This is a genomic window from Roseomonas acroporae, from assembly GCF_023223525.1.
GTDB lineage: Bacteria > Pseudomonadota > Alphaproteobacteria > Acetobacterales > Acetobacteraceae > Roseomonas_E > Roseomonas_E acroporae.
This window is the reverse complement of record NZ_JALPRX010000118.1, coordinates 1-24,923: the sequence shown is the minus strand read 5'-3', so window position 1 is coordinate 24,923 and position 24,923 is coordinate 1. Positions and strand designations below refer to the sequence as shown.

The following is a 24,923-nucleotide window of genomic DNA, read 5'->3' as shown; positions in this document are numbered from 1 at the left end:
TTCGCGCGCCGCCCTGGCGCTTCCCGCCCGCCGCCGTGTCGCGCCGGGCGGGGGACACGGCGGCGGGCCCTTCCTATCGGATCAGGTACTCGCCCCGCTCGAACCGGTCGGTGCGCTGCCAGTACTCGGCGATGGTGAAGGGGAAATTCTGCGTCACCCGACCCTCGCTGTTCTTGTACCAGCTGCTGACACCGGACCAGCCCCAGGCGCGCCGGGCGTTCGTCTCGTCCACCCGCGCATTGTAGGTCTCGTGGATGCCGTCCCGCACCTCGAGGGAATTCGCCCCGTCCTCCAGCAGGCAGCGCAGCGCGCCGAGGATGTACTTCGCGGACAGCTCCGAGAACAGGATGATGCTGCCGCCATGCACCACCAGGTTGGTGTTGGGCCCGTACATGACGAACATGTTCGGGAAGTTCGGCACGGTGAGGCCGAGATAGGCGCGCGGGTTCGTGCCCCAGCATGCGTGCAGGTCCGCGCCGCCGCGGCCGGTGATCGTCATCGGGTGCAGGAAGCGCGCCGCCTGGAAGCCGGTGCCGTAGATCAGCGCATCGAGCCGGTGGTGCTCCCCGTCCGTGGTGACGAGGCCGTCCGGCACGATCCGCTCGATCCGCGTCCGCACCACGCGCAGGTTGTCGCGGCGCAATGCGCGTATCCAGGCGCCGTTGTCGCGCAGGATGCGCTTGGCGCCGACCGGCGAGTCCGGGATCAGCGCGTCGCGCAGGTCCGGGCGGTCGGCGATCTGCGCCTCGATCCAGCCCTGCAGCGAGGCGCGCAGCGCGTCGTTGCTTTCGGAGATGGCGGTCTCCGAGGCGGGATAGGCCGGATCGTGGGTGATCCGGTCGAGCAGCCCCGGCCCCTGCATCATCAGCATGGAGGCGCGGTACCATTGCTGGTAGGCGGGCAGGTTCGCCATCAGCCAGCGGGCGCTGTCGGGCACCGCCTCGTGCAGCTCCGGCGTCGGCAGCAGCCAGGTGGTGGTGCGCGCGAAGACGCGGACGCTGCGCGCCCGCTCGGCGAGCTTCGGGATGAACTGGCAGGCGCTGGCCCCCGTGCCGATGACGCCGACATCCTTGCCGTCGAGATCGGCGGCATGGTCCCAGCGCGCGGAATGGAAGGCGGGGCCGGCGAATTCGTCGCGGCCGGGGATGTCAGGCAAGGCGGGCCGGTTGAGCTGGCCGACGGCGAAGATCACCGCCTGGTGCGTGCGGACCACCTCGTCGCCACCCTGCGAGAGGCGCAGCTCCCAGGCCGACGCCGCCTCGTCCCAGCGCGCGGCCCGCACCGCGCAGCCGAGGCGCGTCTGCTCCTCCACCCCGTGCCGCCGCGCCACATCCTGCAGGTAGGCCAGCACGTCGGGCTGCTGCCCGAAATACTCCGGCCAGACGGCGGGCGCGCTGGCGTAGCTGTACACGTAGCTGTTGATGTCCACCCGGCAGCCCGGATAGCGGTTCTCCAGCCAGGTGCCGCCGAGGGCGTCGTTCTTCTCGTACAGCGTGTAGGGGATGCCGGCCTGGGCGAGGCGGATCGCGGCGATGATGCCGCTCTCGCCGCCGCCGACGATGCCGACGCTGAAGGGACGGTCCGGCGCGATCCGTGCCTTGGACCAGCCGGGGCGGCGGGGATCCTGCCCGCCCAGCACCATCTCCTCGGCCAGCAGCGGCACGAAGGGCTCGATCTCCTTGCCGACCGCCCAGGCGGCGATGCGGTGCAGCACGTCGAAGGTGAGCGGCGGCACCGGCGCGCCGGCGGCGAGGAAGGCGCGCAGGCGCTCGGCGCAGTCGGCGAGGATGGACTCCCGCTCCGCCGGCGCTACCTCGCAGCGCAGCTTGCCGAACACGACGCCCGGCTTCCGGCCGGGCGTGAGGAGCGAGTGGTCGCCCGTCAGATGCGCCGTGGCCATCAGCAGGACCGGCAATTCCGCCCCGGCGCGGAGATGCCCCTCCAACAGCGCCACGGTCTCGGCTGCGTCCGTCACCGGCCTTCCCTCCCCTCCTTGTGCTTCGTCCGCCGCCAGCGGCCGGCGGCGCGGCGGCATGGTCGGACGATGGGGCGGGCCGTGTCTTTGCGCAGACGGCACCGGGGCTGCGCGGACAGGGTGCGCCGGGAATGCGTGCCGCCCGGTCAGAGTGTGTGAAGAAATCGAACTTGCGAAGGAATGCCCGTTGAAAAGGTTCGTCCTTCTCGGTCGGCATCGACGCCGACGGGCATTCTTCGCAAACTCTCAAGGCTGGGGCAGCGTCACCTCCCTTGGCGTCCGGTCGAAGGCCGCCTTGAAGGCCCGGTTGAAGCTGGAGACGTTGCCGAAGCCGGCGGCATAGGCGAATTCGGTGATCAGCCCCGGGCGCCACACCTCCCGCTCCAGCCGCGCCCGGCACAGCTCCAGCCGCCGCCGCTGCACGCGCCCCATCACCGTCTCGCCACGATCGGCGAAGAGCTGGCTGAGGTAGCGCGGGCCGATGCCGAGCGCGCGGGCGATGGAAGCCGGCGAGAGCTCGGGGTCGTCGGCATGCCGGTCGATGTGCAGGCAGGCGCGGTCGAAGCTGCGCTGGCTGCCGGAGCGGAACGGCCGGTCCTGGAGCAGCGTGGCCGCCGCCTCGGCCAGCAGGTCGGTCGCCACGGTGGCGACCAGGGTCCGGGACGACACCGGCACCTCGCCTTCCTGCCGTACCGCGGAACGCAGGAAGCCGGCGGCGAGCCGGCCGATGCCGGCCTTGCCGTCGATCCGACGCGCGAAGATCGCCGGCGACGTTCGGAAGCGGCCGGCGAGCCGGGCCGTGTCGAGCCGCAGCCACAGCGTGTCGCTGCCGGCCGGCACCTCGACGCTGTATTCCCGCCGTGAATCGACGAGGCCGAGATCGCCGGGTTCGAGCAGGCAGCTCGCGCCGTCCTGGCGCAGCAGCGTCGGGCGGCTCAGCGGCAGGCAGACGAAGCAGTGGCCGTCCGCGCCGGCGGCGATGTGGTCCTGCCGCCGCCGCGCCTCGTACCGGTCGCCACGGCTGCGGGCGCGGATGAAGCGCAGCGAATCCAGCTCCGTGACGTGGTAGCGCCCCTCGACCGCGGCCGCGCCGCGCATCTCGAGCGGCACGAAGATCGAGGACAGGATCTCCGAGGAGAGACCCTTCAGGCAGTAGTTCCGGCCCCCTGGCTGCCGCATACCGTCATCCTCCCTGCTTTTCTTCCTTCCACGCACAGACGCGGTGCCGTGCCGGCGCAGCCCGCCCGCCGCTTGCCTGCCTAGTCTTCCGCGCGGCCCGTTCGATGGCCGGGCGATGCGAGGTGGAGCAAGCGGGATGGAAGCATACCGGTACGGCAACGGGCCTGTTCGCGCCGTGCTGATCCATGGCTGGTTCGGCGACGCGCACGATTTCGACGCGATGCTGGCCGCCATCGATCCGGACGTCTTCAGCCTCGCCTGCCTCGAATTCCGCGGCTACGGCGAGCGCAAGGGGGAGGCCGGCCCCTACGACGTCGCGACGATCGCGCGCGACGCGGTGGCGCTGGCCGACGAACTCGGCTGGGAGCGGTTCGACGTCGTCGGCCACTCCATGGGCGGCAAGGCGGCGCTGCGCGTGGCGGTCGAGGCGCCGGGGCGCGTCGGGAAGCTCTGCGGCATCGCCCCCGTCTGGGCCGGCCGCTCGCCCTTCGACGAGCAGCGGCTCGGCCTGTTCCGCAAGGCGAGGGACGTGGTCGGCGTGCGCCAGGGCATCGTCGCCAACACGACGGGCGGCCGCCTGCCGCCGGTCTGGAGCCGGCGCGTGGCCGAGCACTCGATGCGCATCAGCGATCCGGACGCCTTCGCCGCCTACTTCGAATCCTGGGCGCTGGAGGATTTCGCGCGGGAGGCGGCCGACGTCACGGCGGAGACGCTGGTGATCCTCGGCGCGCACGATCCCGGCATCACGGAGGCGGTGGCCCGCGCCACCTGGCTCGCGACGCTGCCGAACGCGCGGCTCGTCGTCATGCCGGACAGCGGCCACTATCCCGCGAACGAATGCCCGCTGATCCTCGCCTCGCATCTCGCGGGCTTCCTGGCGCCGGGCTGAGCGGCACCGTGGCCGGGCCCCGGCGGGGCGGCGGCCGCCCGTCGTCACGGGGATCGGAGGACGGGCATTGCCGGAAACAGGGAGGACGGGATGATGGATGGTGAGGCACCGACCGGCACGGCGCCGGAGATGGATGCCATCGGGGCGCTGGAAGCGCTCCTGCGCACGCGCCACAGCTGCCGCGGCTACCGGCCCGATGCCGTGCCGCGCGACGTGATCGAGCGCATCCTCGCGGTCGCGCAGCTCACGCCCTCCTGGTGCAACACCCAGCCCTGGCGGGTCCACGTGACGGGCGGCGCCGCGACGGAGGAACTGCGCGAGGCGGTGCTCCAGGCGGCGCGCGCCGGCGCGCCCGCGCCCGACATCGCGTTCCCGCAGGAGTATCTCGGCGTCTACCGGGACCGGCGCCGCGTCTCCGGCCTGCAGCTCTACGCCGCGACCGGCGTGGCGGCCGGCGACCGGGAGGCCTCGCGCCGGCAGGCGCTGGAGAATTTCCGCTTCTTCGGCGCGCCGCACGTCGCGATCGTCACCACCGAGGCGGCGCTCGGCCCCTACGGCGCGGTCGATTGCGGGGCCTACGTCACCGGCTTCATGCTGGCGGCGCAGGCGCTGGGCGTGGCGAGCATCGCGCAGGCCTCGCTGGCGATGTACGCGCCCATCCTCCGCGCGCGGCTGGGCATCCCGGAGGGGCGGCAGGTGCTGTGCGGCATCTCCTTCGGCTACGAGGACACGGCGCATCCCGCCAACGCCTTCCGCACCGACCGGGCGCCGCTCGCCGAGGTCGTCGACTGGCACGGCGCGTAGTGCGGCGCGGCGCCGGGACGTGACGCCGCGCCGGGACCGGTTGGCCGGGGCGCCACCCGGTGCCGGCCGGAGCGGATTCCGCCGTGGCGCGGCCATCGCCCGGGTCCTTTCAGTCCCGGCCGCCGGCCGGTTCCGGCGGCGCGGCGGCATCCCAGGCGGCGAGGGCCGCCTCCGGCGCCACCGGCAGGGCCGGCGCGGCGGCGGGAGTGCCCGAGGGCGTGCGGCCGAAGCGCGGTGCCGGCGCCGGCTGCCGGCTCTCCCCGACCGTGACGAAGGCGCCGCGCGCGCGGTGGTGCGGGTGCGCCTCCACCTCGGAGAGCGGCAGCACCGGCGCGAAGCAGGCATCGACGTCGCCCAGCAGCGCCTCCCATTCGTCGCGGCGGCGTGCCGCGAAGATCCGGGTGAAGGCGGCGTGCAGCGCGGGCCAGGCGGCCCGGTCCCGCTGCGCCGCGCGCAGCGGCGCCGGCAGGTCGAGCCGGTCGCAGAGGATGTCGAAGAAGGCGGGTTCCAGCGCGCCGATGCTGACATGGCCGCCATCGGCGGTCCGGTACACGGCGTAGAAGGGCGCGCCGCCATCGAGGAGGTTGGTGCCGCGCGCCTCGCTGAAGCGGCCCGTCCGGGCCATGCCGAGGATGCCGCTCATGAGCGACAGCACGCCGTCCACCATGGCGGCATCGACCGTCTGCCCGCGCCCCGAGCGCTGCCGTTCGAGCAGGGCCGCCAGCACGCCGCAGACGAGATAGAGGCTGCCGCCCGCATAGTCGCCCAGCAGGTTCAGCGGCGGCACCGGCGGCCCCTCCGCCGGGCCGATCGCGTGCAGCGCGCCGGCCAGGGCGATGAAGTTGATGTCGTGGCCGGCGCGCGGCGCCAACGGCCCGTCCTGCCCCCAGCCGGTGATGCGGCCGTAGACGAGGCGCGGGTTGCGCCGCGCCAGCGCCTCCGGCCCGAGGCCGAGCCGCTCCATCACGCCGGGCCGGAAGCCCTCCACCAGCACGTCCGCGCGGTCGCACAGGGCGAGCACGGCGGCCCGGTCCGCCTCCGACTTCAGGTCGAGCCGGACCACCCGGCGGCCCCGGCCGAGGATCGAGCCGGGGCCGGGCAGCCGCTCGCCGGGCCGCATGACGGTGAGCACGTCGGCGCCCATGTCCGCCAGCAGCATGCAGGCGAAGGGGCCGGGGCCGAGCCCGGCGAATTCCACCACGCGCAGCCCGGCGAGCGGCCCGCCCGGCGCGGTGCCGGCGGGGGCGGCGGCGGCCTGGGTGTCCGGCCCGGCCGGGGCGCTCATGCGCCGGCCGCCCCGACCGGCCGGAAGCGCAGCGGCGGCACGCCCTCCGCCGCCTCGGGCGGCACCAATTCCACCCGGCTGCCGAGGGCGGGCGCCGCCTCCGCCTCGACCACGCCGAACAGGCGCGGCCCGGCATCCAGGCGCACCAGGCCGACGCGGTAGGGCGGCGGCAACGGGAATCCCGGCGTCGGCGTCCGCACCGTGGTCAGCGCCAGCAGCGTGCCGGTGCGCGGCACGGCGCGCCATTCGAGCGCCCCGTCCGGCGCGAACAGGCTGAGCGGGCGCGGGTAGAACTGGCAGCGATCCGCGCCGGGATCGCATTGCAGCCGCAGCTCGCCGGCGGCGAGGTGCGCCCAGAACGCCTTCGCCGCGTCGAAGCCGGCTTCGGGAAGGTCGAGGCCGCCGGTGCTGGCGCCGTCGCTCATGGGCTGCCCCCTTCGAGGATGAGCACGGCGCTGGTGCCCCAATTGCCGGCATAGGGCACCACGCCCAGGCCGGTGACCATCGCGTTGCGCGGCGCCACCACCTGGCGCGGACCGGCCTCGCCGAGGATCTGCCGCACCGCCTCGACCAGACCGATGCCGCCGCCCGCCAACCCGCACTGGCCGGCCGAGAGCTGGCCGCCGCCGGTGTTCACGGGCAGGCGCCCGGCCGGGGAAAGATCGTTGGCGAGGACGAACGCCCCCGCCTCGCCCCGTGCGCAGAAGCCGATCTCTTCCAGTTGCAGCAGCACCGCGATGGTGAAGTCGTCATAGGCCTGGAGCATGCGGATGTCGGAAGCCGCGAGGCCGGCATCGGCGAGCGCGCGCGGCCCGACGACGGAGAAGCCTGAGGCCAGCAGGTCGTCGCTCTCGCCGCGCGGATCGGGGTTGGTCAGCTCGCGATAGGCGACGGGATGCGCCACGCGCGCGAGGCCGCGCCGGCGCGCCGCCGCCGTCGAGGTGACGATCACGGCGTTGGCGCCGTCGCAGCGCATCACGCAGTCCAGCAGCCGCAGCGGATCGGCGATCGGGCGGGAGCGCCGGTAGGCCTCCTCGGTCAGCGGCCGGGCCAGCTCGGCGCAGGCATTCGGGTTGCGGGCGGCATTCTCGCGTTGCTGCACGGCGAGCCGCGCCAGCGCCGCCTCCGGCCAGCCGTACCGGTCGGCATAGACGCTGGCCAGCAGGCCGAAGCCCGTCACCGGGCCGCCCCAGCCGGCCGGGTCGGCGATCTCGGCGCGATGCCCGCCCTGCCGGCCGAGATAGCGGGTGGAAGGCGCGTCGGCGAAGAGGCAGAGCACGGTCTCGCAGGCGCCGGCATGGATCGCCGCCGCGGCGCGCGCCACGCCCGCGATCGCCGAGGCGCCGCCGAGGTCGATCGCCTGGAGCCAGGTGGGCGACAGGCCGAGCGTCTCGACCAGCAGGTTGGTCCAGAACGGGTCGCCCGCCTCCGAGAGCGGCGTGGTGGCGAGCACGCCGTCGATCTCGTCCAGGCGGATGCCCGAGCGGCGCAGCGCGTCGCGCATCGCCGCCGCACCCAGCTCCAGCGCCGAGCGGCCGGAGCCCTTGGCGTTCGGCACCTCGCCATGGGCCACCACGGCGATGGCGCGGTCGGCGAGCATCCTCACGGGCCGCGCCCCCGATCCGCCCAATAGGGCGCGGCGAGGTGCCGCTTGGCGATCTTGCCGTTGTCGTCGCGCGGCAGCCCTTCGGTGAAGTGGATGACCTTCGGGATCTTGTACTTGGCGAGCCGGTCGGCGAGGTGGCGGCGCATCGCCTCCATGTCCGGATCGACCCCGGCGCAGAGCTCGATATGGGCGGCCATGGACTCGCCGAATTCCGCGTCCGGGATGCCGAATACGGCGCAGTCGCGCACCTCGGCCCGTTCGAGGATGATGCCCTCGATCTCGGCCGGATAGACGTTCACCCCGCCGGTGATGATCATGTCCTTCTTGCGGTCGCGCAGGAACAGGAAGCCTTCCTCGTCGAGGCAGCCGATGTCGCCGGTGGCGATCAGCCCGTCGCGGTCGAGCTTCGCCCGCTCCTCCGGCCGGTGGCGGTAGGTGAATTCCGGGTAGGAGCCGTTGCGCACCGCGATCTCGCCGGTCTCGCCGGCCGGCAGCGGCGCCCCGTCCTCGCCGAGGACGCGGACGGTGCAGCCCGCCATGGCCCGCCCCACCGATCCCGGCCTGCGCAGGTAGTCCTCGCCGGCGAGCAGCGTCACCGGCCCGCTCTCGCTGGCGCCGTAGAATTCCCGCAGCACCGGCCCCCACCAGGCGACCATCGCCTCCTTCACCTCGCGGCTGCACGGCGCCGCGGAATGCGTCACCGCCTCGATGGAGGAGACGTCGCGCGCGGCGCGCTCGTCGGGGTCGAGGCGCAGCAGGCGGATGAACATCACCGGCACCATCAGCAGATGCGTGATCCGCTCGCGCTCCACGAGTTCCAGCAGCCGCCGCTCGTCGAAGCGAGTCTCGACGAACAGCGCACCGTCCTCGCCCATGGTCCGGATGGCGGTGAAGGCGTAGGACATCGTCATGGAATGGTAGAGCGGGCCGCAGATCAGCGCCTTCATGCCCGGGCGGAAGCCGTAGGTCAGGCACTGCGATTCCGCCATCGCCGCGGCCTGCGCCGGGGTCATCGCCGCGCGGTCGATCGCCTTGGGCGCGCTGGTGGTGCCGGAGGTGTAGATGAGGGCGCCACGCTGCGGCACCGGCGCCACCTCCCGCGGTTCGCTGCCGGCGAGCAGCGCTTCCCAGGCGATCCAGCCCGGCCCTTCCAGCTTGGCGCTGGCATCGGTGGCGCCCGGCGGCCGGACCGCCACCACCGTCACCTCGCTGCCCGCGAGGTGGGAGCGCGCGAGATCCGCGTGCGCCACGGCGCACCGGGCGCCGGAATCGCGCAGCATCACCGCGATCTCGTCCGGCTTGTTGTGCCAGTTGGCCGGCACCGGGTAGGCGCCGAGGCGCGAGACGGCCTGCGCCGCCACGAGGAAGGCGGTGTCGTTGCGCAGCAGCAGCAGCACCGCGCTGCCCTCGCCGACTCCGAGGCGCGCGAGACCGGCCATGGCCCTGGCGACCTGGTTCTCGAATTCGGGAAGCGTGGTCTCGATCCCGGCGACAACGATGCGGCCCTTGGCTTCTGGCATCTTCCTGCTCCCCGACTACTGCACGCTGATGCCGGTACGGCGGATCAGGTCCGTCCATTGCGCCGCCTCGACGCGGAGCGCGGCGCGCCGGTCCGGCGTCGGCGGCGGGCGTTCCACGCCGAGCGAGGCGAGTCGCGCGACGACCGCCGGCTCGCCCATCACCGCCCCCAGCTCGGCGGCCAGGCGGTCGGCGATCCCGTCCGGGACGGCCGACCGCGCCAGGATGCTGTGCATGCCGCGCAGCTCGAAGCCGCGGAAGCCGCTCTCGGCGAAGGTCGGCACGTCGGGCAGGTGCGTGAAGCGCGTCGGGCCGGTCACGGCGAGCGGGCGCAGGCTGCCGGACCGCACCAGCGGGATCGCCTGCGTCCCCTCGATGAAGGAGCAGTCGGTCTGGCCGCCGAGCAGCGACGAGACGGCGGGCGCGCCGCCGTTGAACGGCACGTTGACCATGGCGATGCCGGCGGCCTGGTTCAGGTACTCGCCGTAGATGTGGCCCGTCGTCGCCACGCCGAAGGAGGCGTGGCTGAGGCTGCGCTGCTTCGCCAGGGCGATGAACTCGGCCAGCGTGCGCGGCCCGTCCGGCCGCACCATGAAGACGAGCGGCGAGACCGCGGCCTGGATGATGCACTGGAAGTCCGCCACCGGGTCGTAGGAGAGGCGCAGCTTCAGCCCGATCGCCTGGACGTGGGTGGAGGCGGTGAAGAGCAGCGTGTGCCCGTCGGCCGGCTCGCGCAGCACCAGCGAGGCGGCGATGGAGCCGGCCGCGCCGGGCCGGTTGTCCACGATCACCGGCACACCCCAGCGCTCCGACAGGGCCGGCGCGATCGAGCGGGCGATGGCGTCGGATGGGCCGCCGGGGGGGAAGGCGACGATGATCTGCACCGGCCGCGTCGGGAAGGCCTCCGACCGCGCCGGCCGGAGCGGCAGCGCGGCGGGCAGCAGGCCGGCGAGGGCGGACCCCAGGAAGGCGCGCTTGCGCAGCAGCATGGCCGCCTCAGTTCCCGCCGAACCGCGCCTGCCGCTTCTCGATGAAGGCGGCGATGCCCTCGCGCACGTCCTCGGTGGCGAAGGCGAGCTGGTGCGCCCGCGTCTCCAGCCGCAGCGCGGCGTCGAGCGCCATGTCGGCGCCGCTGTTCACCGCCTCCTTGATGAGCCTGGCGGTGAGCGGCGCCATCGCGGCGATCTGGGCCGCCAGCTCGATCGCCCGCGCGTCGCAATTGCCCTCGACCACCTCGCAGACCAGGCCCATGCGCAGCGCGTCCTGCGCGCTCACCATGTTGCCGGTCAGCACCATGTACATGGCGTTGTGCTTGCCGACGACGCGCGGCAGGCGCTGCGTGCCGCCGGCGCCCGGCACCAGGCCGAGCTTGATCTCCGGCTGGCCGAAGCGGGCGCGGTCGTTCGCGACGACGATGTCGCACTGCAGCGCGTACTCGCAGCCGCCGCCGAGCGCGAAGCCGTTCACCGCGGCGATGATCGGCTTGGAGAAGACGGCGATGCCGCGCGTCGTGCTCATCTTCATCACGTCGACGGCCGACATGCCGGCGCGCTCCTTGATGTCGGCGCCGGCGGCGAAGGACTTCTCGCTGCCGGCGAGCACGACGCAGCGCACCTCGGGGTCGGCGTCGAGCCGCGGCAGCGTCGTGTTGATCGCCTCGCGCACCTCGGCGTTGAGCGCGTTCAGCGCCTCCGGCCGGTTGATCCGGAGCAGCACGACATGCGGTGCGGGATGCTCGACGAGGAGGACGTTGGCGCTCATGCGGCTTCTTCTTTCGCTGGGGGAGGTGGCGGCGGACGGGCCGCGCGCGGCCCGTCCCGGGTCCGGCGCGGCGTGGAAAGGGGGGAGGGTGGTATGCCGGCCCTAGGACGGCGTGGGAGCGGCGCGACGACCGGCTGGGCGGCGCGGCGGCCAGGGCCGTCGGCCGTCCCGGTCCGGCTGGCGGTGCGACGGGCCGGGCCAGGTGGTGCCTTGCAGTTTCCGTTCTGCGGTCATGAGCGGCCCTCTCGCTTTCCTGGCAGGTTTCCTCGGCCTCATTGGGCATGATCGAATGCAGTTCGTCAATTGCGAAATACATTCGCCGCCAGCTTTCCGGCCGCGCCGTCGGTCCGCGACCGGCACGGCCAGCCGGCACAGGCGGCCGGCGCCGCTATTCGACGGCGATCCGCGCCTCGGCGATGACGCCACGGTAGATCCCGGACTCCCGGCCGATACGGGCCGTCATCTCCGCCGGGCTGCCGCCCACCCCGCGGATGCCGCTGCGTTCCATCAACTGCCGCACCTCCGGCAGGCGTAGCGCCGCGTTGGTGGCCGCGTTCAGGCGCTCGACGATGGCGGACGGCGTGCCGGCCGGCGCGGCGAGGCCGGTCCAGGAGGTCAGGGTCAGCTCCGCGAGATCCACCTCGCCGGCGACCGGCACCTGCGGCAGCAGCGGCGAACGCTCCCGCCCGGTGCTCATCAGCGCCACGGCCCGTCCGCCCTCGACATGCGCGGCGACGTTGGCCACCGCCTCGAAGAACAGGTCCACCTGCCCGCCGATCAGGTCGTTCATCGCCGGCGCGCCGCCGCGATAGGGCACATGGGTCAGCTGCGTGCCGGTGGCGCGGGCGAAGAGCGCGCCCAGCAGATGCGGCAGGCTGCCATTGCCGGCCGAGGCATAGGTGACCTGCCCCGGCGCCCGGCGCGCCGCTTCCACCACCTGCGCCACGGAGCGGAAGCCGGTGCCGGTGCCGGCCGTCAGGATCATCGGGCCTTCCGACACCACGGCGACCGGCGCGAAGGAGGCGGCCGGGTCGTAGCCGGCCTCGCGATAGACGAAGGGCGCGATGACGAAGCTGCTGGTGGTGCCGAAGAGCAGCGTGTGGCCGTCGGCCGCGGCCCTGGCCACGTATTGCGCGCCGATCGTGCCGCCGGCGCCGCTGCGGTTCTCCAGCACGAAGGGCTGTCCGAAGCTGCGCTGGAAATGCAGCGCGACGGCGCGCCCGATCGGGTCCGACTGCCCGCCCGCCGCGAAGGGGCTGACGATCGTCACCGGCCGTTCCGGCCAGTTCGCTCCCTGGACCGTCCCCTGGACCGCTCCTTGGGCCGCCCCCTGGCCGCCGCGCGCCGCGACCAGGCCCGCCGCCATGAAGCCGCACATGCCGCGTCTGCCGATCCGCACCATCGTTCCTCCCGCTTTCCGCCCTGGCCCCGGTAGCCAGGGGCCGACCATGCCTCCATCCGGCGAAATTCGCAATTGACGAATAAGTTTATCCACTATTGAATATTGGCAGCCGGCGGACAGGGCTGGCCACAGCAGGGAGGCGATGGTGGGAGCAAGGCCGGTGAAGGTTCTCATTGCGGGCGGCGGTCTGGGCGGCCTGACGGCGGCGCTCGCCCTGCTGCAGCGCGGCCTCGAGGTCGAGGTCCACGAACAGGCGCCGGAGCTGCGCGAGGTCGGCGCCGGGGTGCAGATCAGCGCCAACGGCTCGCGCGTGCTGCACGCCCTCGGCGTCGGCGAGGCGGTGGAGCGGGAGGCCTGCGAGGCGAGCGGCAAGGAGATCCGCCTCTGGAGCACCGGCCGCACCTGGAAGCTCTTCGACCTCGGCGCGGAATCCGTCGCCCGCTACGGCTTCCCCTACTACACGGTGTACCGGCCGGACCTGCACGGCGCCCTCGCCGAGGCGGTGCGGCGCGCGCGGCCCGACGCCATCCGCCTCGGCGCCAGGGCGACGGGCTTCTCCCAGCATGAAGGCGGCGTGACGCTGCACCTCGCCGATGGCGGCACGGCGGAGGGCGACGTGCTGATCGGGGCGGACGGCATCCATTCCGCCATCCGCCACCAGTTGTTCGGAGAGGACCGGGCGCACTTCTCCGGCATGCTCGCCTGGCGCGGGGTGATCCCGATGGCGGCGCTGCCGGCGCACATGCGCCGCACCGTCGCGATCAACTGGGTCGGGCCCGGGCGGCACGTCGTGCAGTATCCGCTGCACCGGGGCGAGCTGATGAACTTCGTCGGCATCGTCGAGCGCGACGACTGGCAGGTGGAATCCTGGACGCAGCGCGGCACCACCGAGGAGCTGGCGAACGACTTCCGCGGCTGGCACCCGGACGTGCAGGCGATGATCCAGGCCATCGAGGTGCCCTACAAATGGGCGCTGATGCTGCGGCCGCCGCTGGAGCGCTGGACGGAGGGCCGCGTCACGCTGCTCGGCGATGCCTGCCATCCCACCCTGCCGATGATGGCGCAGGGCGCGGTGCAGGCGATCGAGGACGGCTACGTGCTCGCGCGCGCGCTGGCGGGCGCGGCGGGCGACGACCTGCCCGCCGCGCTGCTGCGCTACGAGGCGGCGCGGCGCGAGCGCACGAACCGGATGGTGCTGGCCGCGGCGGAGAATGCGCGGCGCTTCCACAACCCGGCGCTGGCCGAGCTGGAAGGGGCACAGGCCTATGTCGACCGCGAATGGGCCGAGGACCGGGTCCGCGAGCGCTACGACTGGCTGTTCCGCTACAAGGTGGAGGAGGTCGCCGTCTGAGCCATCGCCGGCGACGCGGCGCGGCGCGTGCCCCGGTCGGGTGCCGGCGACGGCGCCTCCCCCCGGCAGAGCCCAGGCGCCGACGGAAAAGCGGGGTGATCCTCACCGGTGGGGGCTCAATTGACAGCCCCTCATGCGTGGCCGTTAATTGCCCCCATGCGTTCCACCGGCACGGGCCAGGACGAGACGGGGACCGAGGCCGGTTCCGAACAGCGATCCATCCAGTCCGTCGTGATCGGCTTCCGCCTGATCGCGGCGCTGGAAGCGGCCGGCGGGCCGGCGCCGCTGAAGGAGCTGGCCGCCGCCGCCGGCATGCCGCCCAGCCGCGCCCATGCCTATCTCGCCAGCCTGCGCGCCGTCGGCCTCGTGACGCAGGACGGGGATGGCGGCCGCTACGATCTGGGCCCGCGCGCCCTGTCTCTCGGCCTGGCCGCCCTCGGCCGCCTCGACGTGCGGGACGCGGCGCTGGATGCCATGCGCCGCTTCCGCGACGAGACCGGCGAGTCCGTGCATCTTTCCGTCTGGTCTGGGCAGTCGCCGGTGATCGTCGCGCGGCTGGATGGCCGGCGCAACGTCTCCCTCGCGATCCGGCTCGGCTTCGCGCTGCCGCTGGACCGCTCCGCCTCCGGCCGTGTCTTCCTCGCTTTCCTGCCCGAGGCCGAGGCGACGGAGGCCGGCCGGAACATGCGGCCGGCGATCGAGGCGGCCCGGCGGTCCGGCATCGCCATCACCGACGGCCTGCTCAATGCCGGCTTCGCGGCGATCTCCGTCCCCGTCTTCAACCACGCGGGCGATCTGGCCGCCGCCCTCACCACCCTCGGCGCCGCCGGCCATCTGGACATCGCACCGGACGGCCGCACGGCGGCACAACTCCGCCTGGCCGGCCAGGCCGCCTCCGCCGCGCTGGGCTACGGCCTGGGGCGCGGGCAACCTGCTGCCCGCTGAAGCATCTTCAGGCAGGGCGCGCGCGCCCGGTTCGACAACGCTCCGGCTCATGAGGCATGCGCGCGGGCTTTCCCGCTCGGGACCACGCTCGGCCTCTCGGCCCACATCATCGGCCTTCGCGGCGCGATGGGCACGATGCGCGTGGTGGCGCGCCGCCGAGATGAAGAAGCCGGCGGAGGCCGGCGGGGCGGTGGCCCGGGCCGAGATGCGGCAGGCAATCGCCGAGAGGCGTGGACCGGGCTGACCGGCATCGTGGGAGAAGGCACGCGCCAAGCTACGTGACCAGCCCGAGCACCGCGACGTAATGGCAGGCCGCGGCCACCGATACGAAGCCGTGCCAGATCGCATTCTGGAACGGCAGGGCATGCCAGAGGTGAAAACCGATGCCGACCGAGTACAGGGCACCGCCTGCCAGGAGCCACCATGTTCCGCCCGCCCCCAGCCCGCCCCCTGTGGCGACGGGCCCCCACAGCAGCAGGGCCGCGGTGCCCCACCCCATGACAAGGCAGGCGATCAGGCCGGCATTCTCGTGGCGGCCCGGCCGGAACATCGCGCCCATCGTGCCCAACAGCGCCACGCTCCAGATCACGACAGCGGCGGCACAGGCCAGGGGCGTCGACACGGTGCCGTGCAGCATGACCGTGCACGTGCCGGCCACCATCGTGAAGATCGCTGCCCTGTCCAGCCGCCGCAGCGTCCCGCGCCGGGCGCTGCCCTCCGCCACCATGTTGTAGGCAGCCGAGGCTCCCAGCATTCCGAGCAGGCCCGCCACGTAACGGATCACGGCGGCCGACGGGCCGTAGGAGGAAGCGCGGGCACTCGACCAGACCAGCACCACGCCGGCGATGATCGCGGTCGACACGCTCACGGCATGCACGCAGCGGTCAGCCAGGCGCTCCCGCCGCGGGTACCGGCCGAGCCGGCGACCGGCCGCGCTCAAGCGAGCGGCCGCATCTCGCCTTCCTCGACCACCCGCTCGTGGCCGTTCCCGTCGTTCCGTACCCTGTAGGCCCGAAAATGCGTGTCGCTCGGCAGGCAGCGCATGATCGTGAACGAGCCGGCTTCCTCGACATGCTTGGAGTAGCGCTGCAACAGCGGCAGCAGCGTGACGTGCTGGCCCACCTTGAACCTGAACCCGGACATGAGATGCTTTCAGGAGCGGCCGTCGGCGGCAGGAAGCCGTCCGATCGATGCCGGCGGCACGCGGGCCGCCCGGCAGTATGGACGCACGAGGCCTCGAACGACGCACAATTTTCCGATGTCGATCGATCTCGGTGGAACCGTGGCTCAAGGAGCCCCCGCGGCGGGAACGCAAGCGCCCACGGGGCGCGCCTGCGGCGGTCACTCCGGCCGACTCGCGGGCAGTCATTCCGGCCGCCTTCCTCAGCCTCGCCCCATGCCCCCCGATCCGGACGCCCTCCCGCCACGATCCGGCGCATCCTACGGCGCGTGGTCCGGCAGGGCCCCAGACGGAATCCCGGCCCCGAGCCGCCGGGCGGGTTCCCCGGGCTCGAACGCCGTGCCATGGGCCAGCGTAATGCCTTCGCGGCGACGGCGTACGGTCGGCAGTTCGCCCGAGGCGATGCATGCACGGGTCGCCGCCGAGATCACGCGCCGGCGTGCGCCGATCGACGAGCGCGGAATCCGGGACGGCTCCTGACCCGAAGGTGGCCTCCAGGGATTGTCCTGCGCTTGCGGCGCGACGGGCAGAGGCTGCTGCCGACGGCCGGCAACATGCGCGGCGGGCGCAAGGCGGCCCGGCAGGGCAGCGAGGAGCGGTCGCTTTGATCGTGGTCGTCTTCGCCGATACTTCGTAGCATGCCGCCATGCCTCCAACTTCCCGGCGCGCCGTCTGCCGCCTGCTCCTGGCCGCACCGGCCTGCGGCCGCGTGACGCCATCCTTCGCCGCCGACTGGCCATCGCGCGGCATCACCATCCTGGTCGGCGTCGCACCTGGGGGCACGGCGGACCTCGCGGCCCGCGTGATTGCGCAGGAATTGCAGCCTGCCCTGCCCGGCAACCGGCCTGTGGTGGTGGAGAACCGTGCCGGCGCCGCCACGCAGATCGCCACCGAGGCGCTGGTGCGCGCCCCGGCCGACGGCCACACCCTGCTGGTGGCCGGCGCGCCCTTCGCGGTGAACCCCGCCCTGTTCCCGCGCCTGCCCTACGACAGCGTGCGCGACATCGCACCGTTGACGCTGCTGGTGCGCAACGGTCTGCTGCTGCTGGTGCCGGCGGCCTCCCCGGCGCGCGACGCGGCCGGGCTGCTGGCGCTGGCACGGCAGCGCGGCGGTCTGAACCTCGCCTCGGCCGGTAGCGGCTCGATGACGCATCTCGCCATCGAGCTGCTGGCGGAGAGGACGGGCACGAACCTGGTTCACGTGCCCTACCGCGGCAGCGGCCCGGCCCTGCCGGACCTGATCTCCGGCCAGGTGGACGCGATGTTCGACAACCCATCCTCGGCGCTGCCGCTGCTGCGCGAGGGGCGGCTGCGCGCCCTCGCCTATACCGGCGAGGCGCGCTTCCCCTCCCTGCCCGAGGTACCGGCCCTGGCCGAGACGCCGGGCCTCGCCGGTTTCAGCGCCGAGAACTGGTTCGGCCTGTTCGCCCGCGCCGGCACGCCCGAGCCGGTGCTCGAGCGGCTGCACGCGGCGGTGACGGCGATCCTGCGCCGCCCCGAGGTGGTGGCGCGCTTCCGCCAGGACGGGTCGGAGGCGGCGCCGATGTCCCGTGCGGCGTTCCGTGACTTCGTCCTGGCGGAGATGGTGCGCTGGGGCGAGGTGGTGAAGGCGCGCGGCATCACGCCGGGCTGATCCGGCTGGCGCGGCCTTCTGCACTCCCTCGCCGACGGACTGTGGCATGCACGCGGGGCGATCGCATTTGGAGGGACGGTTCCGGGCTGTTTGGGTCGGCTTGGTTCCTGTTTGCTTCCTGTGGATTGGGTGGGGCGGGAATGGGATGTCGCCGTGGCTGGCGTTCGAGGCGTTGCCCGACCCGCGCTGCGGCAACACAGGGCGGCATAACTGCGGGACATGCTGGTGATTGCCCTGACCGTCTGGTGTGCGGGGCGGCGAGTTGCGTCGTCTTCGGCGGCGGCCGCGAGGCCCTGTTCCGCGCGTCCCTGGAGCTGCCGGGCGGGCTGTCCAGCCAAGGCACCTACTCGCGGCTGTTCCGCCTGCTCGCCCGGCGGCCTCCGCCGGCTGATTCGCTGCCTTTCCGGACGGCTTCCGAACTGACAACGGAACGAAATCCAACCGGAAGCGAGTCATCGGGCCAGAAACCGCATGGCAGGCCAAAGCGAGAGCGTGACAGAAAATGCGCAGTGGGGGTTGCCAGGTCAGCCGGTGCCGGGTAGACAGCGGCCCTCGCTTGGGTCCCCTTCGTCTAGAGGCCTAGGACACCGCCCTCTCACGGCGGTAACAGGGGTTCGAATCCCCTAGGGGACGCCACGTACACCGCAAGGTGTTGACCCGGCGAGATATTCTGGCAAATCAGTAGGTTGCAGGCGCCCGGTGATCCAATCGGGTGATCCAACGTGCCGCTGCCGATGCCCCGTCCCTTCAAGCGCCCCAAGTCCGGCACCTACATGGCCCGCCTCGCCGTTCCCGTCGCGCTGCGGGCGGTAGTCGGCCGCGTGGAGCTGCGTCGGTCCCTCAACACGAAGGACCCGAAGGAGGCCAAGCGACTCCATCCGGCGGCCATGGCGGAACTCCAGGCCGAGCTGGACCGGGCACGGTTGCAGGCGAGTGGTGCCGTGGTCTCGGTGCCGGACGACCGGCTCGCGGCCTTGGCCGGCGACTACTACCGGCGCCTTGCCCGCGACGTGGATGCGGCGCCCGGCAGCATGGAGGCGGCCGACGTCGACCTTGATCTGGTCCTCGGCGAACTATCGTGGGTCATTGAAAGCGACGAAGACGAGAGTCTGCCAGGGCGGGAGTTCATCCCCTCCGAGCGTCAGCTTGAGCAGGCCCGGCAGCATCTCCTGACCGAAGGCATCCTCGGCGACGCCGACTCCATCCGGCGCATGGCCGGCCACCTCTGGACGCTGCGCTACCGGCTGGCGCGACGGCGGCTCCAGCGGGCAGAGCAGAACTTCGGTCCCGACCCCGAGGAGGCGCGCTATCCACCCCCGCAGGCCCCGGCGTCGCCCGCCGTGACCATGACGGCGCTTCTCGAAGCCCATCAGCAGGAGCGCCAGGAGCAGCCCAAGACGTTCGACAAGCGGCAGTCCGCCCTGGCGCACCTCCGCGCCGCCGCCGGGCATGACGACGCGCACAAGGTGGACAAGGCGGCGGTCCGCGACATGAAGGCCGCGCGGCTCGCCAAGGGGGTGAAACCGGCCACCGTCGCGGCTGACTTCGCCATGCTGCGGAGCTTGTGGAACTGGGGCGCCAGCAACGGCTACCTGCCCGAGGGTCGGGCCAACCCGTTCACCGGCATGTCGCCGCGCGGCGCCAAGAAGCACACGAGCGAGCGGGAGCCGTTCACCGATGACGAGGCGGCCCGCATCCTGACCGCCGCCAGGAGCGAGCGCGGCTTCCTGCGCTGGCTGCCCTGGGTCCTGGCATTCACCGGATGCCGTCTGGAAGAGGCCACCGGGGCGCTGCGGGCCGACATCCGGCAGGTTCGTGGCGTGTGGGTCCTCGACATCCACGACCGGACGGAGGGGCGCACGCTCAAGGATGGGCAGCCGGTCCGTCTCGTGCCGCTGCACCCGGCGCTGACCGAAGAGGGCTTCTTGCGGTACGTCGAAGGGCTGCCGAAGGGTGGCCCGCTGTTCCCCGACCTGACGCCTGGCCGCTTCGGCAAGCGGAGCGAGATGGCGACGAAGAAGCTGAGGCGGTGGCTCAAGGGCAAGGTCGGCATAGACCAGAAGGGCAAGGTCGCCGGGCACTCCTGGCGGCACCGCATGAAGGACACGCTGCGGTTCGCGGGCGTGCCGGCCGAGGCCGCCGACGCCATCCTGGGGCACTCCAACCCGATGAACGCCGGGGGCGGCTATGGGGCCGGCTGGCGGGGGCGGCCGGATGAGCTGGCGAAGGAACTGGTGAAGGTGGTCTCGCCGTTGCCGCCGAGGGGCGGCGCCGGCCCCTAGTTGCTCGAACAGGACATGTTGGCGCCCGTGATGGTGCGGCGGACATTGCAGTCCGTTTGTACCGGCGTGGCTCGCGGAACCACCACAATGGGCGCCGGCTGCGCTTGGCTGGCCGCTGCCGAAGCAGCCGCCGCCGCAGCGAGAGGCGCGAAGGGGTTCACCCCAACCGCCGCCGGGCCGGACTGACCGGTTAGCGGGTTATACGGGGCGTCGTCGCATGGCGAGTGCCCCAGGCGTTCGGCACGCCGGGCCAACTCGGCCTGTATCTTCGGGCTGCGGTAGTCGAGTTCGATGGGCGTGAAGTAGCGGTGGCAGAGCTTGCCGTTGCTCGCGACCGCGATGTCGGCATCGGTCAGGGCGCAGCCGCCCAGGGTCAGCAGGGCAGCAACCAGGGCGGGAATAGCGGTCCGGATCATGCGCGCATAGTGCGTCATTCCGGGGCCGTTGTCATGGGGGTGACGCTACCTTCACCCGTAGGAGCGGGCCGACATTCAGCACGCCGGCCCGCACCGATCACTCCTTCAGCATCTCCGCGACCAGCTCCTCGGCTGCGGGCAAGGTGTCCTCCTTGCGCCGGGGAGCCTGTCCCTTCGTGAACTTCAGCACGGCCCGCGCCGCCGACACTCTGTCAGAGATGTGCTCGGCCTCGCAGAGCATGATGGCCATCAGCGATTCCAGCGCCATGTGCGCGCGCTCGTCGTCGCTGGGCAGGGAGTTGCGCCGGATCATGGCCTGCACCGCCTGACGCGCCTTCTCGGCGGCGGTGGCGCGCATCGCATCCAGATCATCCTTCCGACCGGACCAGCCGTCCGGTACGCCCCGGCGGTGGAAGACCCCGCGCTCGTGTAGCGCCTTCGCCTTCAGTATCTGGCGCTCTCGGCGCGCCTGCCACTCCTCCTCGGTCTTCGGGTAGCCCCTCACGACGCCGATGTTGGCCGGGTCCCAAGGCTTTCCCCTCACGAACCCCGGCCGCCATGTCCGGGTTCGGGTGCTGTGCTCGTTCGTCGTGCTGCTCATGTTCATCATCTCTATGTCGCGGGATGTTGGGGCGCCGGCCTCCCCGAAGCGAAGGAGAAGCCGGCGCACCTGTCAGGCGAAGGCGCCGTCTTCCGCCGGCTCGTTGTCGTCTTCGCCCGACAGCCGCCCCCACAGATTGGACATGTCCTTGAGCTGCGCTCGGGCGTGCCGCGCCGCGATGGCGATTGCCGCGCGCAGCAGTTGCTCATTCGGGAAGGCGTCGAAGTTGTCGCCGCTGGCCTGGGTCAGCATGTCCGACACGTCCATCAGGTCCCGCGCATCGCAATCGGCGAGACGGATGGTGATCTCGGCGCCGGCCTCAAGCGTGATGTCTTTGGCGGTCAGGGTCTTGATCGTGCTCATGGTGATTCTTTCAATGATGCTCATGGAAGTAACCGCAGGGTCGCGGTCACGGTGTTGGCGGGGTGGTTGCAGGTTGCTGCCCTTGGAGACCGTGCAACTCGCAACTCCTACTCGTTGGGTTCCTGCCGGGGACATGAAGTCCCCCGGCGTGCCATCGCGCGGCCACTGCCTCTAGAACGGCGGTTCGCCGCTCTCTGCGACCTCCACCGCGCATCCCTCCCTGGCAGCCTCGAAGATCTCGTCCAGTTGCCGCCGCGTGGTCCGTCCCGCCGCAATGGCCTTCGTGACCGTCTTCGAGGTCTTCGTCTTGTCCCAACCGAGGGAGGCACCGGCTGCCGTCTGATGCGGGAAGTTCCCAGTGGCTGCCGCTTCGAGGAACAGGCGGATGTTGTCCCTCTCGGCGGGCTGTGCGTCCCAGGCGAGGGCGCCGGCCTCACTACGGCCAAGCCGGACGTCCCTCGGCACGAGTGTGTCGTGGGGCTCGCCCCGGAACTTCTCCCAGAACGTCGTGAAGGCCGCTCCCTGGACACCGCCGGCCGCTTCGTCGCGGGTCAGCCCCAAGATCACCTCGAAGGTCGCGGCCAGCTTGCTGGACCCTCGGTAGCTCTGGCCGGTCTTCCCCGAGTGATGCACCAGGATGCACGCCACGCGGGCCTGCTTGAGCCGCAGCAGGAACGCCAGCACGGGGTTCATCGCGCCGGCCGCATTCTCGTCTTCCACCTCGGCCAGCGTGCTGAAGTTGTCCGCGACGAGAAGCTCGGCGCCGTGCTGCCGGACCATCTCCAAGATCCTCGCCTGCCCGTCCGGGTTCGCGAGGTCGGGGAAGACCGTGTCAGCGCCCTGGTCCTGCCGGGCGACGATCAACAGGTTGTCGGCGGCGGCCTCCGGGTCGAACCCGTCGATGGCCGCGCAGAGGTCACGCAGCCGGTCCTGGAGGTCTTCCATCGCCATCTCGCCGTCCAGCAGCATGACGCGGCGTGGCGTCTCGGCGGTCCATCCGAGGAAGGAGCCGCCCCCGGCGATGGCGAGCGCCATGGAGAGCGAGACCCATGTCTTGCCTGCTCCGGTCTGTGCCCAGAGCATCATGCTCTCGCCCTGACGAAGGACGGGGAACAGCAGCGGCTGACGAGTGGGGAAGGGATGCGCCAGCAACTCCCGGAGGGTGCGGGTCTTCAAGCCCCCCTGACGGCGCGACGTGGTGACCCCTGCACGCGGCAGGATGATCGCCCCACCGGCATCGGCGGCGGGGAACTTGACGAGCCGACCCGAGGTCAGGTCGGCGGTGGCTGGTGGCACTTCCATGTGCGGCTCCTTGTTGAGGGGAGCCGCCTATAGAGAGGGCTAGAGTCTGAGGCGCAACAAGGAACTCCATGACCACATACTCACGCCGGCAAAAAGAGCATGTGAAACGGCCATGATATATTCTGCGAAGTTTCGATCTGTCCCCCGCCTATTGGCACACTAGTGTGCCGTCACGATTTGTTTCAGACGCGCCGACGCTATCCTACAGGCGGAGTTCCGGTCTGCGCTGCGCCACCGACAGCGCCTTGTGAAGATCGGCGGGGGTCGCGCTGGAGCGACAGCGGAGGTGCGCCCGGCGCAGCGATGGCGGCTCTCTCGGCAGCGGCCTCCGGAGGTCTCCCCGTGATGGCCCGGCGGCGTCTCTGCGTCGGGCTGGCCGGCAGTCCCTACCGCGCCGAGCGCCCGTGCTACGCCGCTTCCGGCCCCCGCAGGCCGCGCCCCTCGGCCGCGCTCAGGGCCGCCGTCAGCGCCTCCCCGATGCTGTCGAAGTAGCCGCCTTCCTCGTTCCAGGGGTCTTCGACGTGGAGCCGGCCACCTTCGCGCCGTGTGATGATGCTGCATCCGATGTTCGGATGCCGCTGGACGAACAGCCAAGCGTCCCCGTCTTCGGTCCGCTCTTCGCCCACCTCGCAGCCATGCTGGGCGGCGAACTCAAAGCCAGCCTGAAGATCCTCCGGCGCGGTGCTCGGGCGGCGGGGCGGGAAGGTAATCACGTTGTCAGACACAGCTACTTCCTTCGTCTCGCCGGCATGTGCCGGGACGGTGTTGCATCTCGATCCTCTCGGTTGAGGGCCGTGCGAAAGCCCGAGACGAGTCTAATTCGGAACGGATTCGTGGGACAAGCGGTTGTGAAGCCGGAAACCGTTTTCCTTCTTCAAGACCGTTCCGCTCCAGATTGAATACCAACGACTATCGAGGTCCGGCGGGGATCAGACTGCCCCCACCCGCTCCAGGACCCGCTTCACGGCCGTTGCCGTCCAGACCCCGCCACGCACCGTCCGCTCGCCGGCTTCGTTCAGCATACGGGCGATCCCCTGCAAGCCCATCCCCCGGTCCCGCAGCTCGGTCATCCGGCGGGCGGCCCGATGCGCGGCCCGGTCGGCTTCTCGCTGCCGCGTCTCCAAGCTGGACCTGCGGCCGGCTTCCGCCGCTTCCTGGTCCGGCAGCCGCTGGCCCGGCCGCACACCGCCCAGCGTCTTGCCCCGGGCCTTGGCCGCTGCCAGTGCCGCCCTCGTCCGCTGGCCGATCAGACCGGCTTCCAGCTCCGAGACGGCGGCCATCTGGGTCAGGAGGAACTTCCCCACCGGCCCCGCCGGGATGGTCGGCAGGTCGAGGAACGCCACGCCGCCCTCTCCGGTGCCCTCCACGACGGTCAGCAGGAACCGCGCGTTGCGGGCCAGCCGGTCCAGCTTGGCGACCAGCAGCGTGGCGCCGGTCCTGCGGCACTTCTCCAGGGCCTCGGCCAGCTTCGGCCGGTCCGCCTTCCGGCCGCTCTCGACTTCCACGAAGGGCGGCACCAGCAGCCGCGCGCCGGGGGTCTGGGCGATGAACCCGGCGATGGCGGCTTCCTGCGCCTCAAGGCCGAGCCCCGACCGGCCCTGGCGGTCCGTCGAAACGCGAAGGTAGGGGACGAAGTCGCGAGCTTGGACGGACACGGCAGCGGTTCCTGATGCGTAGCCGCTGCATCATCCGGTCTGTTTCGTTTATCGTCAACCCTCGTTGAGGCCACACGATACAGAACGCCTTGGTCCTGCCCGCCCTGCGGTGGCGGCCGGCGGCGCCGTCCGGGTCCCATCTGGCGACCGACCCCCACGGGGCTTGTTTCCAGGATCGACTTCGCAAAGTCGGTTATTGGGGTCGTTGTTCGTTGTCGTTCCGACCCCCCAGGCCCCTGAAGGCCCCCACCCCTTTCCTGCCGAGGTAACGGTACTTGCGCCAGGGAGGTGGCTGGCCCGTGGTGGGGATGGTGCCGCTGGCGGAAGAGAGCGTGCCCAGACCAAGCGTGCTTCCTGGCAGAGGGCTTGCCGGTGAACCAAGAGGGTGATCCAATAGCGGCCAAGCCGAACGCCTAACCCATTGATCTTGCTCTTGATTCTTGCTGCGTCCGCCTGTCCCCTAGGGGACGCCACGGGCTTAGCGATATCAGTGTGTTAGCTGGCAGTTGGCCGCTTCACCCCACAATCACCCCCACAGTGCGACATGGTTTGGGCAAACTGGCGCTGCGGCATGCGCGCGCCGCTGCTCCTCCGGTCACAGACCTTCCACCTCGATCCGCGCCAGCCGCTCCGCCTCCTCGCGTGTCAGGCCGGCATCGAACTCTAGGATCGCTGCCCGCTCCTCATAGGCGTCACGCCTGCTGATCTCCGCCGCCGACAGGGGCTGGGGCGGCACCCCGGGCAGGCGCCACCTCGCCAAGCGAGAGGGGACACAC

General features: G+C 71.9%; 24 protein-coding genes and 1 tRNA gene. 7 read left to right on the top strand and 18 right to left on the bottom strand.

From position 1 onward, the window contains the following. Positions 1 to 73: 73 nt before the first annotated feature. Together M0638_RS23500 and M0638_RS23495 are read right to left on the bottom strand one after the other, a co-directional pair. Positions 74 to 1,975 (bottom strand): flavin-containing monooxygenase, encoded by a 1,902-nt coding sequence (locus tag M0638_RS23500; protein WP_248669393.1) that lies wholly within the window; start codon positions 1,973 to 1,975, stop codon positions 74 to 76. Positions 1,976 to 2,221: 246 nt separating this feature from the next. Further along, positions 2,222 to 3,154: an AraC-like ligand-binding domain-containing protein gene (locus M0638_RS23495; RefSeq protein ID WP_248669392.1), complete on the bottom strand. Its 933-nt coding sequence runs from the start codon at positions 3,152 to 3,154 to the stop codon at positions 2,222 to 2,224. A gap of 136 nt (positions 3,155 to 3,290) precedes the next feature. Between M0638_RS23495 and M0638_RS23490 the strand changes: the two genes are divergently transcribed. Together M0638_RS23490 and M0638_RS23485 are read left to right on the top strand one after the other, a co-directional pair. Continuing rightward, positions 3,291 to 4,043 carry an alpha/beta fold hydrolase gene (locus M0638_RS23490; RefSeq protein WP_248669391.1) on the top strand — a complete coding sequence of 251 codons (753 nt, stop codon included), beginning with the start codon at positions 3,291 to 3,293 and terminating at the stop codon, positions 4,041 to 4,043. Between the two features lie 90 nt (positions 4,044 to 4,133). Then, a complete protein-coding gene (locus tag M0638_RS23485) occupies positions 4,134 to 4,847 on the top strand; it encodes a nitroreductase (RefSeq protein WP_248669390.1) in 714 nt (237 codons plus the stop codon). A 109-nt stretch (positions 4,848 to 4,956) separates the two neighbouring features. Here the strand turns inward: M0638_RS23485 and M0638_RS23480 are convergent, their stop codons facing one another. From M0638_RS23480 to M0638_RS23450, 7 genes are all read right to left on the bottom strand, one after another. Continuing rightward, positions 4,957 to 6,132: a CaiB/BaiF CoA transferase family protein gene (locus tag M0638_RS23480; protein ID WP_248669389.1), complete on the bottom strand. Its 1,176-nt coding sequence runs from the start codon at positions 6,130 to 6,132 to the stop codon at positions 4,957 to 4,959. Beyond that, positions 6,129 to 6,557: a Zn-ribbon domain-containing OB-fold protein gene (locus M0638_RS23475; RefSeq protein WP_248669388.1), complete on the bottom strand. Its 429-nt coding sequence runs from the start codon at positions 6,555 to 6,557 to the stop codon at positions 6,129 to 6,131. The genes M0638_RS23480 and M0638_RS23475 overlap by 4 nt, the downstream gene beginning before the upstream one ends. After that, positions 6,554 to 7,732 (bottom strand): thiolase family protein, encoded by a 1,179-nt coding sequence (locus M0638_RS23470; protein ID WP_248669412.1) that lies wholly within the window; start codon positions 7,730 to 7,732, stop codon positions 6,554 to 6,556. The genes M0638_RS23475 and M0638_RS23470 overlap by 4 nt, the downstream gene beginning before the upstream one ends. Positions 7,733 to 7,734: 2 nt before the next feature. Next, positions 7,735 to 9,258 (bottom strand): AMP-binding protein, encoded by a 1,524-nt coding sequence (locus tag M0638_RS23465; protein ID WP_248669387.1) that lies wholly within the window; start codon positions 9,256 to 9,258, stop codon positions 7,735 to 7,737. Between the two features lie 15 nt (positions 9,259 to 9,273). Beyond that, the gene (locus M0638_RS23460) at positions 9,274 to 10,245 is read right to left on the bottom strand and encodes a Bug family tripartite tricarboxylate transporter substrate binding protein (RefSeq protein ID WP_248669386.1); all 972 of its coding nucleotides are present in this window, start codon (positions 10,243 to 10,245) and stop codon (positions 9,274 to 9,276) included. A gap of 7 nt (positions 10,246 to 10,252) precedes the next feature. Beyond that, complete coding sequence (locus M0638_RS23455; protein ID WP_248669385.1) at positions 10,253 to 11,017, bottom strand: enoyl-CoA hydratase-related protein; 765 nt, start codon at positions 11,015 to 11,017, stop codon at positions 10,253 to 10,255. Positions 11,018 to 11,405: 388 nt separating this feature from the next. Continuing rightward, a complete protein-coding gene (locus M0638_RS23450; protein WP_248669384.1) occupies positions 11,406 to 12,416 on the bottom strand; it encodes a Bug family tripartite tricarboxylate transporter substrate binding protein in 1,011 nt (336 codons plus the stop codon). Positions 12,417 to 12,579: 163 nt separating this feature from the next. Here M0638_RS23450 and M0638_RS23445 point away from each other — a divergent pair, with 163 nt between their 5' ends. Both M0638_RS23445 and M0638_RS23440 read left to right on the top strand, forming a co-directional pair. Continuing rightward, complete coding sequence (locus M0638_RS23445; protein WP_248669383.1) at positions 12,580 to 13,770, top strand: FAD-dependent monooxygenase; 1,191 nt, start codon at positions 12,580 to 12,582, stop codon at positions 13,768 to 13,770. 156 nt (positions 13,771 to 13,926) lie between these two features. After that, entirely contained in the window at positions 13,927 to 14,715 is a 789-nt protein-coding gene (locus tag M0638_RS23440; protein WP_248669382.1) for an IclR family transcriptional regulator, read from the top strand. A gap of 274 nt (positions 14,716 to 14,989) precedes the next feature. Here M0638_RS23440 and trhA read toward each other — a convergent pair whose 3' ends face one another. Beyond that, positions 14,990 to 15,655 (bottom strand): PAQR family membrane homeostasis protein TrhA, encoded by a 666-nt coding sequence (gene trhA / locus M0638_RS23435; RefSeq protein WP_282572249.1) that lies wholly within the window; start codon positions 15,653 to 15,655, stop codon positions 14,990 to 14,992. Beyond that, complete coding sequence (locus M0638_RS23430) at positions 15,652 to 15,858, bottom strand: hypothetical protein (RefSeq protein ID WP_248669380.1); 207 nt, start codon at positions 15,856 to 15,858, stop codon at positions 15,652 to 15,654. Before M0638_RS23430 ends, trhA begins: the two co-directional genes overlap by 4 nt. Before the next feature lie 683 nt (positions 15,859 to 16,541). Here M0638_RS23430 and M0638_RS23425 point away from each other — a divergent pair. The 3 genes from M0638_RS23425 (at position 16,542) to M0638_RS23415 (ending at position 19,810) form a co-directional block, all read left to right on the top strand. Next, positions 16,542 to 17,528, top strand: a complete 987-nt coding sequence (locus M0638_RS23425; protein ID WP_248669379.1) for a Bug family tripartite tricarboxylate transporter substrate binding protein — start codon at positions 16,542 to 16,544, stop codon at positions 17,526 to 17,528. A 560-nt stretch (positions 17,529 to 18,088) separates the two neighbouring features. After that, positions 18,089 to 18,164: transfer RNA gene (locus tag M0638_RS23420), tRNA-Glu, on the top strand. Positions 18,165 to 18,250: 86 nt separating this feature from the next. Beyond that, complete coding sequence (locus M0638_RS23415; protein WP_248669378.1) at positions 18,251 to 19,810, top strand: site-specific integrase; 1,560 nt, start codon at positions 18,251 to 18,253, stop codon at positions 19,808 to 19,810. Here M0638_RS23415 and M0638_RS23410 read toward each other — a convergent pair. From M0638_RS23410 to M0638_RS23380, 7 genes are all read right to left on the bottom strand, one after another. After that, positions 19,807 to 20,244 carry a hypothetical protein gene (locus M0638_RS23410; protein ID WP_248669377.1) on the bottom strand — a complete coding sequence of 146 codons (438 nt, stop codon included), beginning with the start codon at positions 20,242 to 20,244 and terminating at the stop codon, positions 19,807 to 19,809. The two genes, M0638_RS23415 and M0638_RS23410, sit on opposite strands and share 4 nt — an antisense overlap. Before the next feature lie 79 nt (positions 20,245 to 20,323). Then, the gene (locus M0638_RS23405; RefSeq protein WP_248669376.1) at positions 20,324 to 20,827 is read right to left on the bottom strand and encodes a hypothetical protein; all 504 of its coding nucleotides are present in this window, start codon (positions 20,825 to 20,827) and stop codon (positions 20,324 to 20,326) included. A gap of 72 nt (positions 20,828 to 20,899) precedes the next feature. Then, positions 20,900 to 21,190: a hypothetical protein gene (locus M0638_RS23400; protein ID WP_248669375.1), complete on the bottom strand. Its 291-nt coding sequence runs from the start codon at positions 21,188 to 21,190 to the stop codon at positions 20,900 to 20,902. Between the two features lie 171 nt (positions 21,191 to 21,361). After that, positions 21,362 to 22,492, bottom strand: a complete 1,131-nt coding sequence (locus M0638_RS23395) for an AAA family ATPase (RefSeq protein WP_248669374.1) — start codon at positions 22,490 to 22,492, stop codon at positions 21,362 to 21,364. A gap of 407 nt (positions 22,493 to 22,899) precedes the next feature. Continuing rightward, the gene (locus M0638_RS23390) at positions 22,900 to 23,217 is read right to left on the bottom strand and encodes a hypothetical protein (RefSeq protein ID WP_248669373.1); all 318 of its coding nucleotides are present in this window, start codon (positions 23,215 to 23,217) and stop codon (positions 22,900 to 22,902) included. Positions 23,218 to 23,421: 204 nt separating this feature from the next. Continuing rightward, positions 23,422 to 24,147, bottom strand: coding sequence for a recombinase family protein (locus M0638_RS29175; RefSeq protein ID WP_248669372.1), 726 nt, complete (start codon positions 24,145 to 24,147; stop codon positions 23,422 to 23,424). 595 nt (positions 24,148 to 24,742) lie between these two features. Continuing rightward, the coding region (locus M0638_RS23380; RefSeq protein ID WP_456316054.1) for a hypothetical protein at positions 24,743 to 24,923 on the bottom strand (181 nt) is incomplete at its 5' end.

What these genes read in the sequence shown, in the direction of transcription:
- M0638_RS23440 (WP_248669382.1), top strand. Translation starts at nt 13,927, where the DNA reads ATGCGTTCCACCGGCACGGGCCAGGACGAGACGGGGACCGAGGCCGGT.
- M0638_RS23460 (WP_248669386.1), bottom strand. Translation starts at nt 10,245, where the DNA reads ATGCTGCTGCGCAAGCGCGCCTTCCTGGGGTCCGCCCTCGCCGGCCTG.
- M0638_RS23410 (WP_248669377.1), bottom strand. Translation starts at nt 20,244, where the DNA reads ATGACGCACTATGCGCGCATGATCCGGACCGCTATTCCCGCCCTGGTT.
- M0638_RS23475 (WP_248669388.1), bottom strand. Translation starts at nt 6,557, where the DNA reads ATGAGCGACGGCGCCAGCACCGGCGGCCTCGACCTTCCCGAAGCCGGC.
- M0638_RS23485 (WP_248669390.1), top strand. Translation starts at nt 4,134, where the DNA reads ATGATGGATGGTGAGGCACCGACCGGCACGGCGCCGGAGATGGATGCC.
- M0638_RS23490 (WP_248669391.1), top strand. Translation starts at nt 3,291, where the DNA reads ATGGAAGCATACCGGTACGGCAACGGGCCTGTTCGCGCCGTGCTGATC.
- M0638_RS23405 (WP_248669376.1), bottom strand. Translation starts at nt 20,827, where the DNA reads ATGAGCAGCACGACGAACGAGCACAGCACCCGAACCCGGACATGGCGG.
- M0638_RS23395 (WP_248669374.1), bottom strand. Translation starts at nt 22,492, where the DNA reads ATGGAAGTGCCACCAGCCACCGCCGACCTGACCTCGGGTCGGCTCGTC.
- M0638_RS23495 (WP_248669392.1), bottom strand. Translation starts at nt 3,154, where the DNA reads ATGCGGCAGCCAGGGGGCCGGAACTACTGCCTGAAGGGTCTCTCCTCG.
- M0638_RS23455 (WP_248669385.1), bottom strand. Translation starts at nt 11,017, where the DNA reads ATGAGCGCCAACGTCCTCCTCGTCGAGCATCCCGCACCGCATGTCGTG.
- M0638_RS23465 (WP_248669387.1), bottom strand. Translation starts at nt 9,258, where the DNA reads ATGCCAGAAGCCAAGGGCCGCATCGTTGTCGCCGGGATCGAGACCACG.
- M0638_RS23425 (WP_248669379.1), top strand. Translation starts at nt 16,542, where the DNA reads ATGCCTCCAACTTCCCGGCGCGCCGTCTGCCGCCTGCTCCTGGCCGCA.
- M0638_RS23470 (WP_248669412.1), bottom strand. Translation starts at nt 7,732, where the DNA reads ATGCTCGCCGACCGCGCCATCGCCGTGGTGGCCCATGGCGAGGTGCCG.
- M0638_RS23400 (WP_248669375.1), bottom strand. Translation starts at nt 21,190, where the DNA reads ATGAGCACGATCAAGACCCTGACCGCCAAAGACATCACGCTTGAGGCC.
- M0638_RS23430 (WP_248669380.1), bottom strand. Translation starts at nt 15,858, where the DNA reads ATGTCCGGGTTCAGGTTCAAGGTGGGCCAGCACGTCACGCTGCTGCCG.
- M0638_RS23480 (WP_248669389.1), bottom strand. Translation starts at nt 6,132, where the DNA reads ATGAGCGCCCCGGCCGGGCCGGACACCCAGGCCGCCGCCGCCCCCGCC.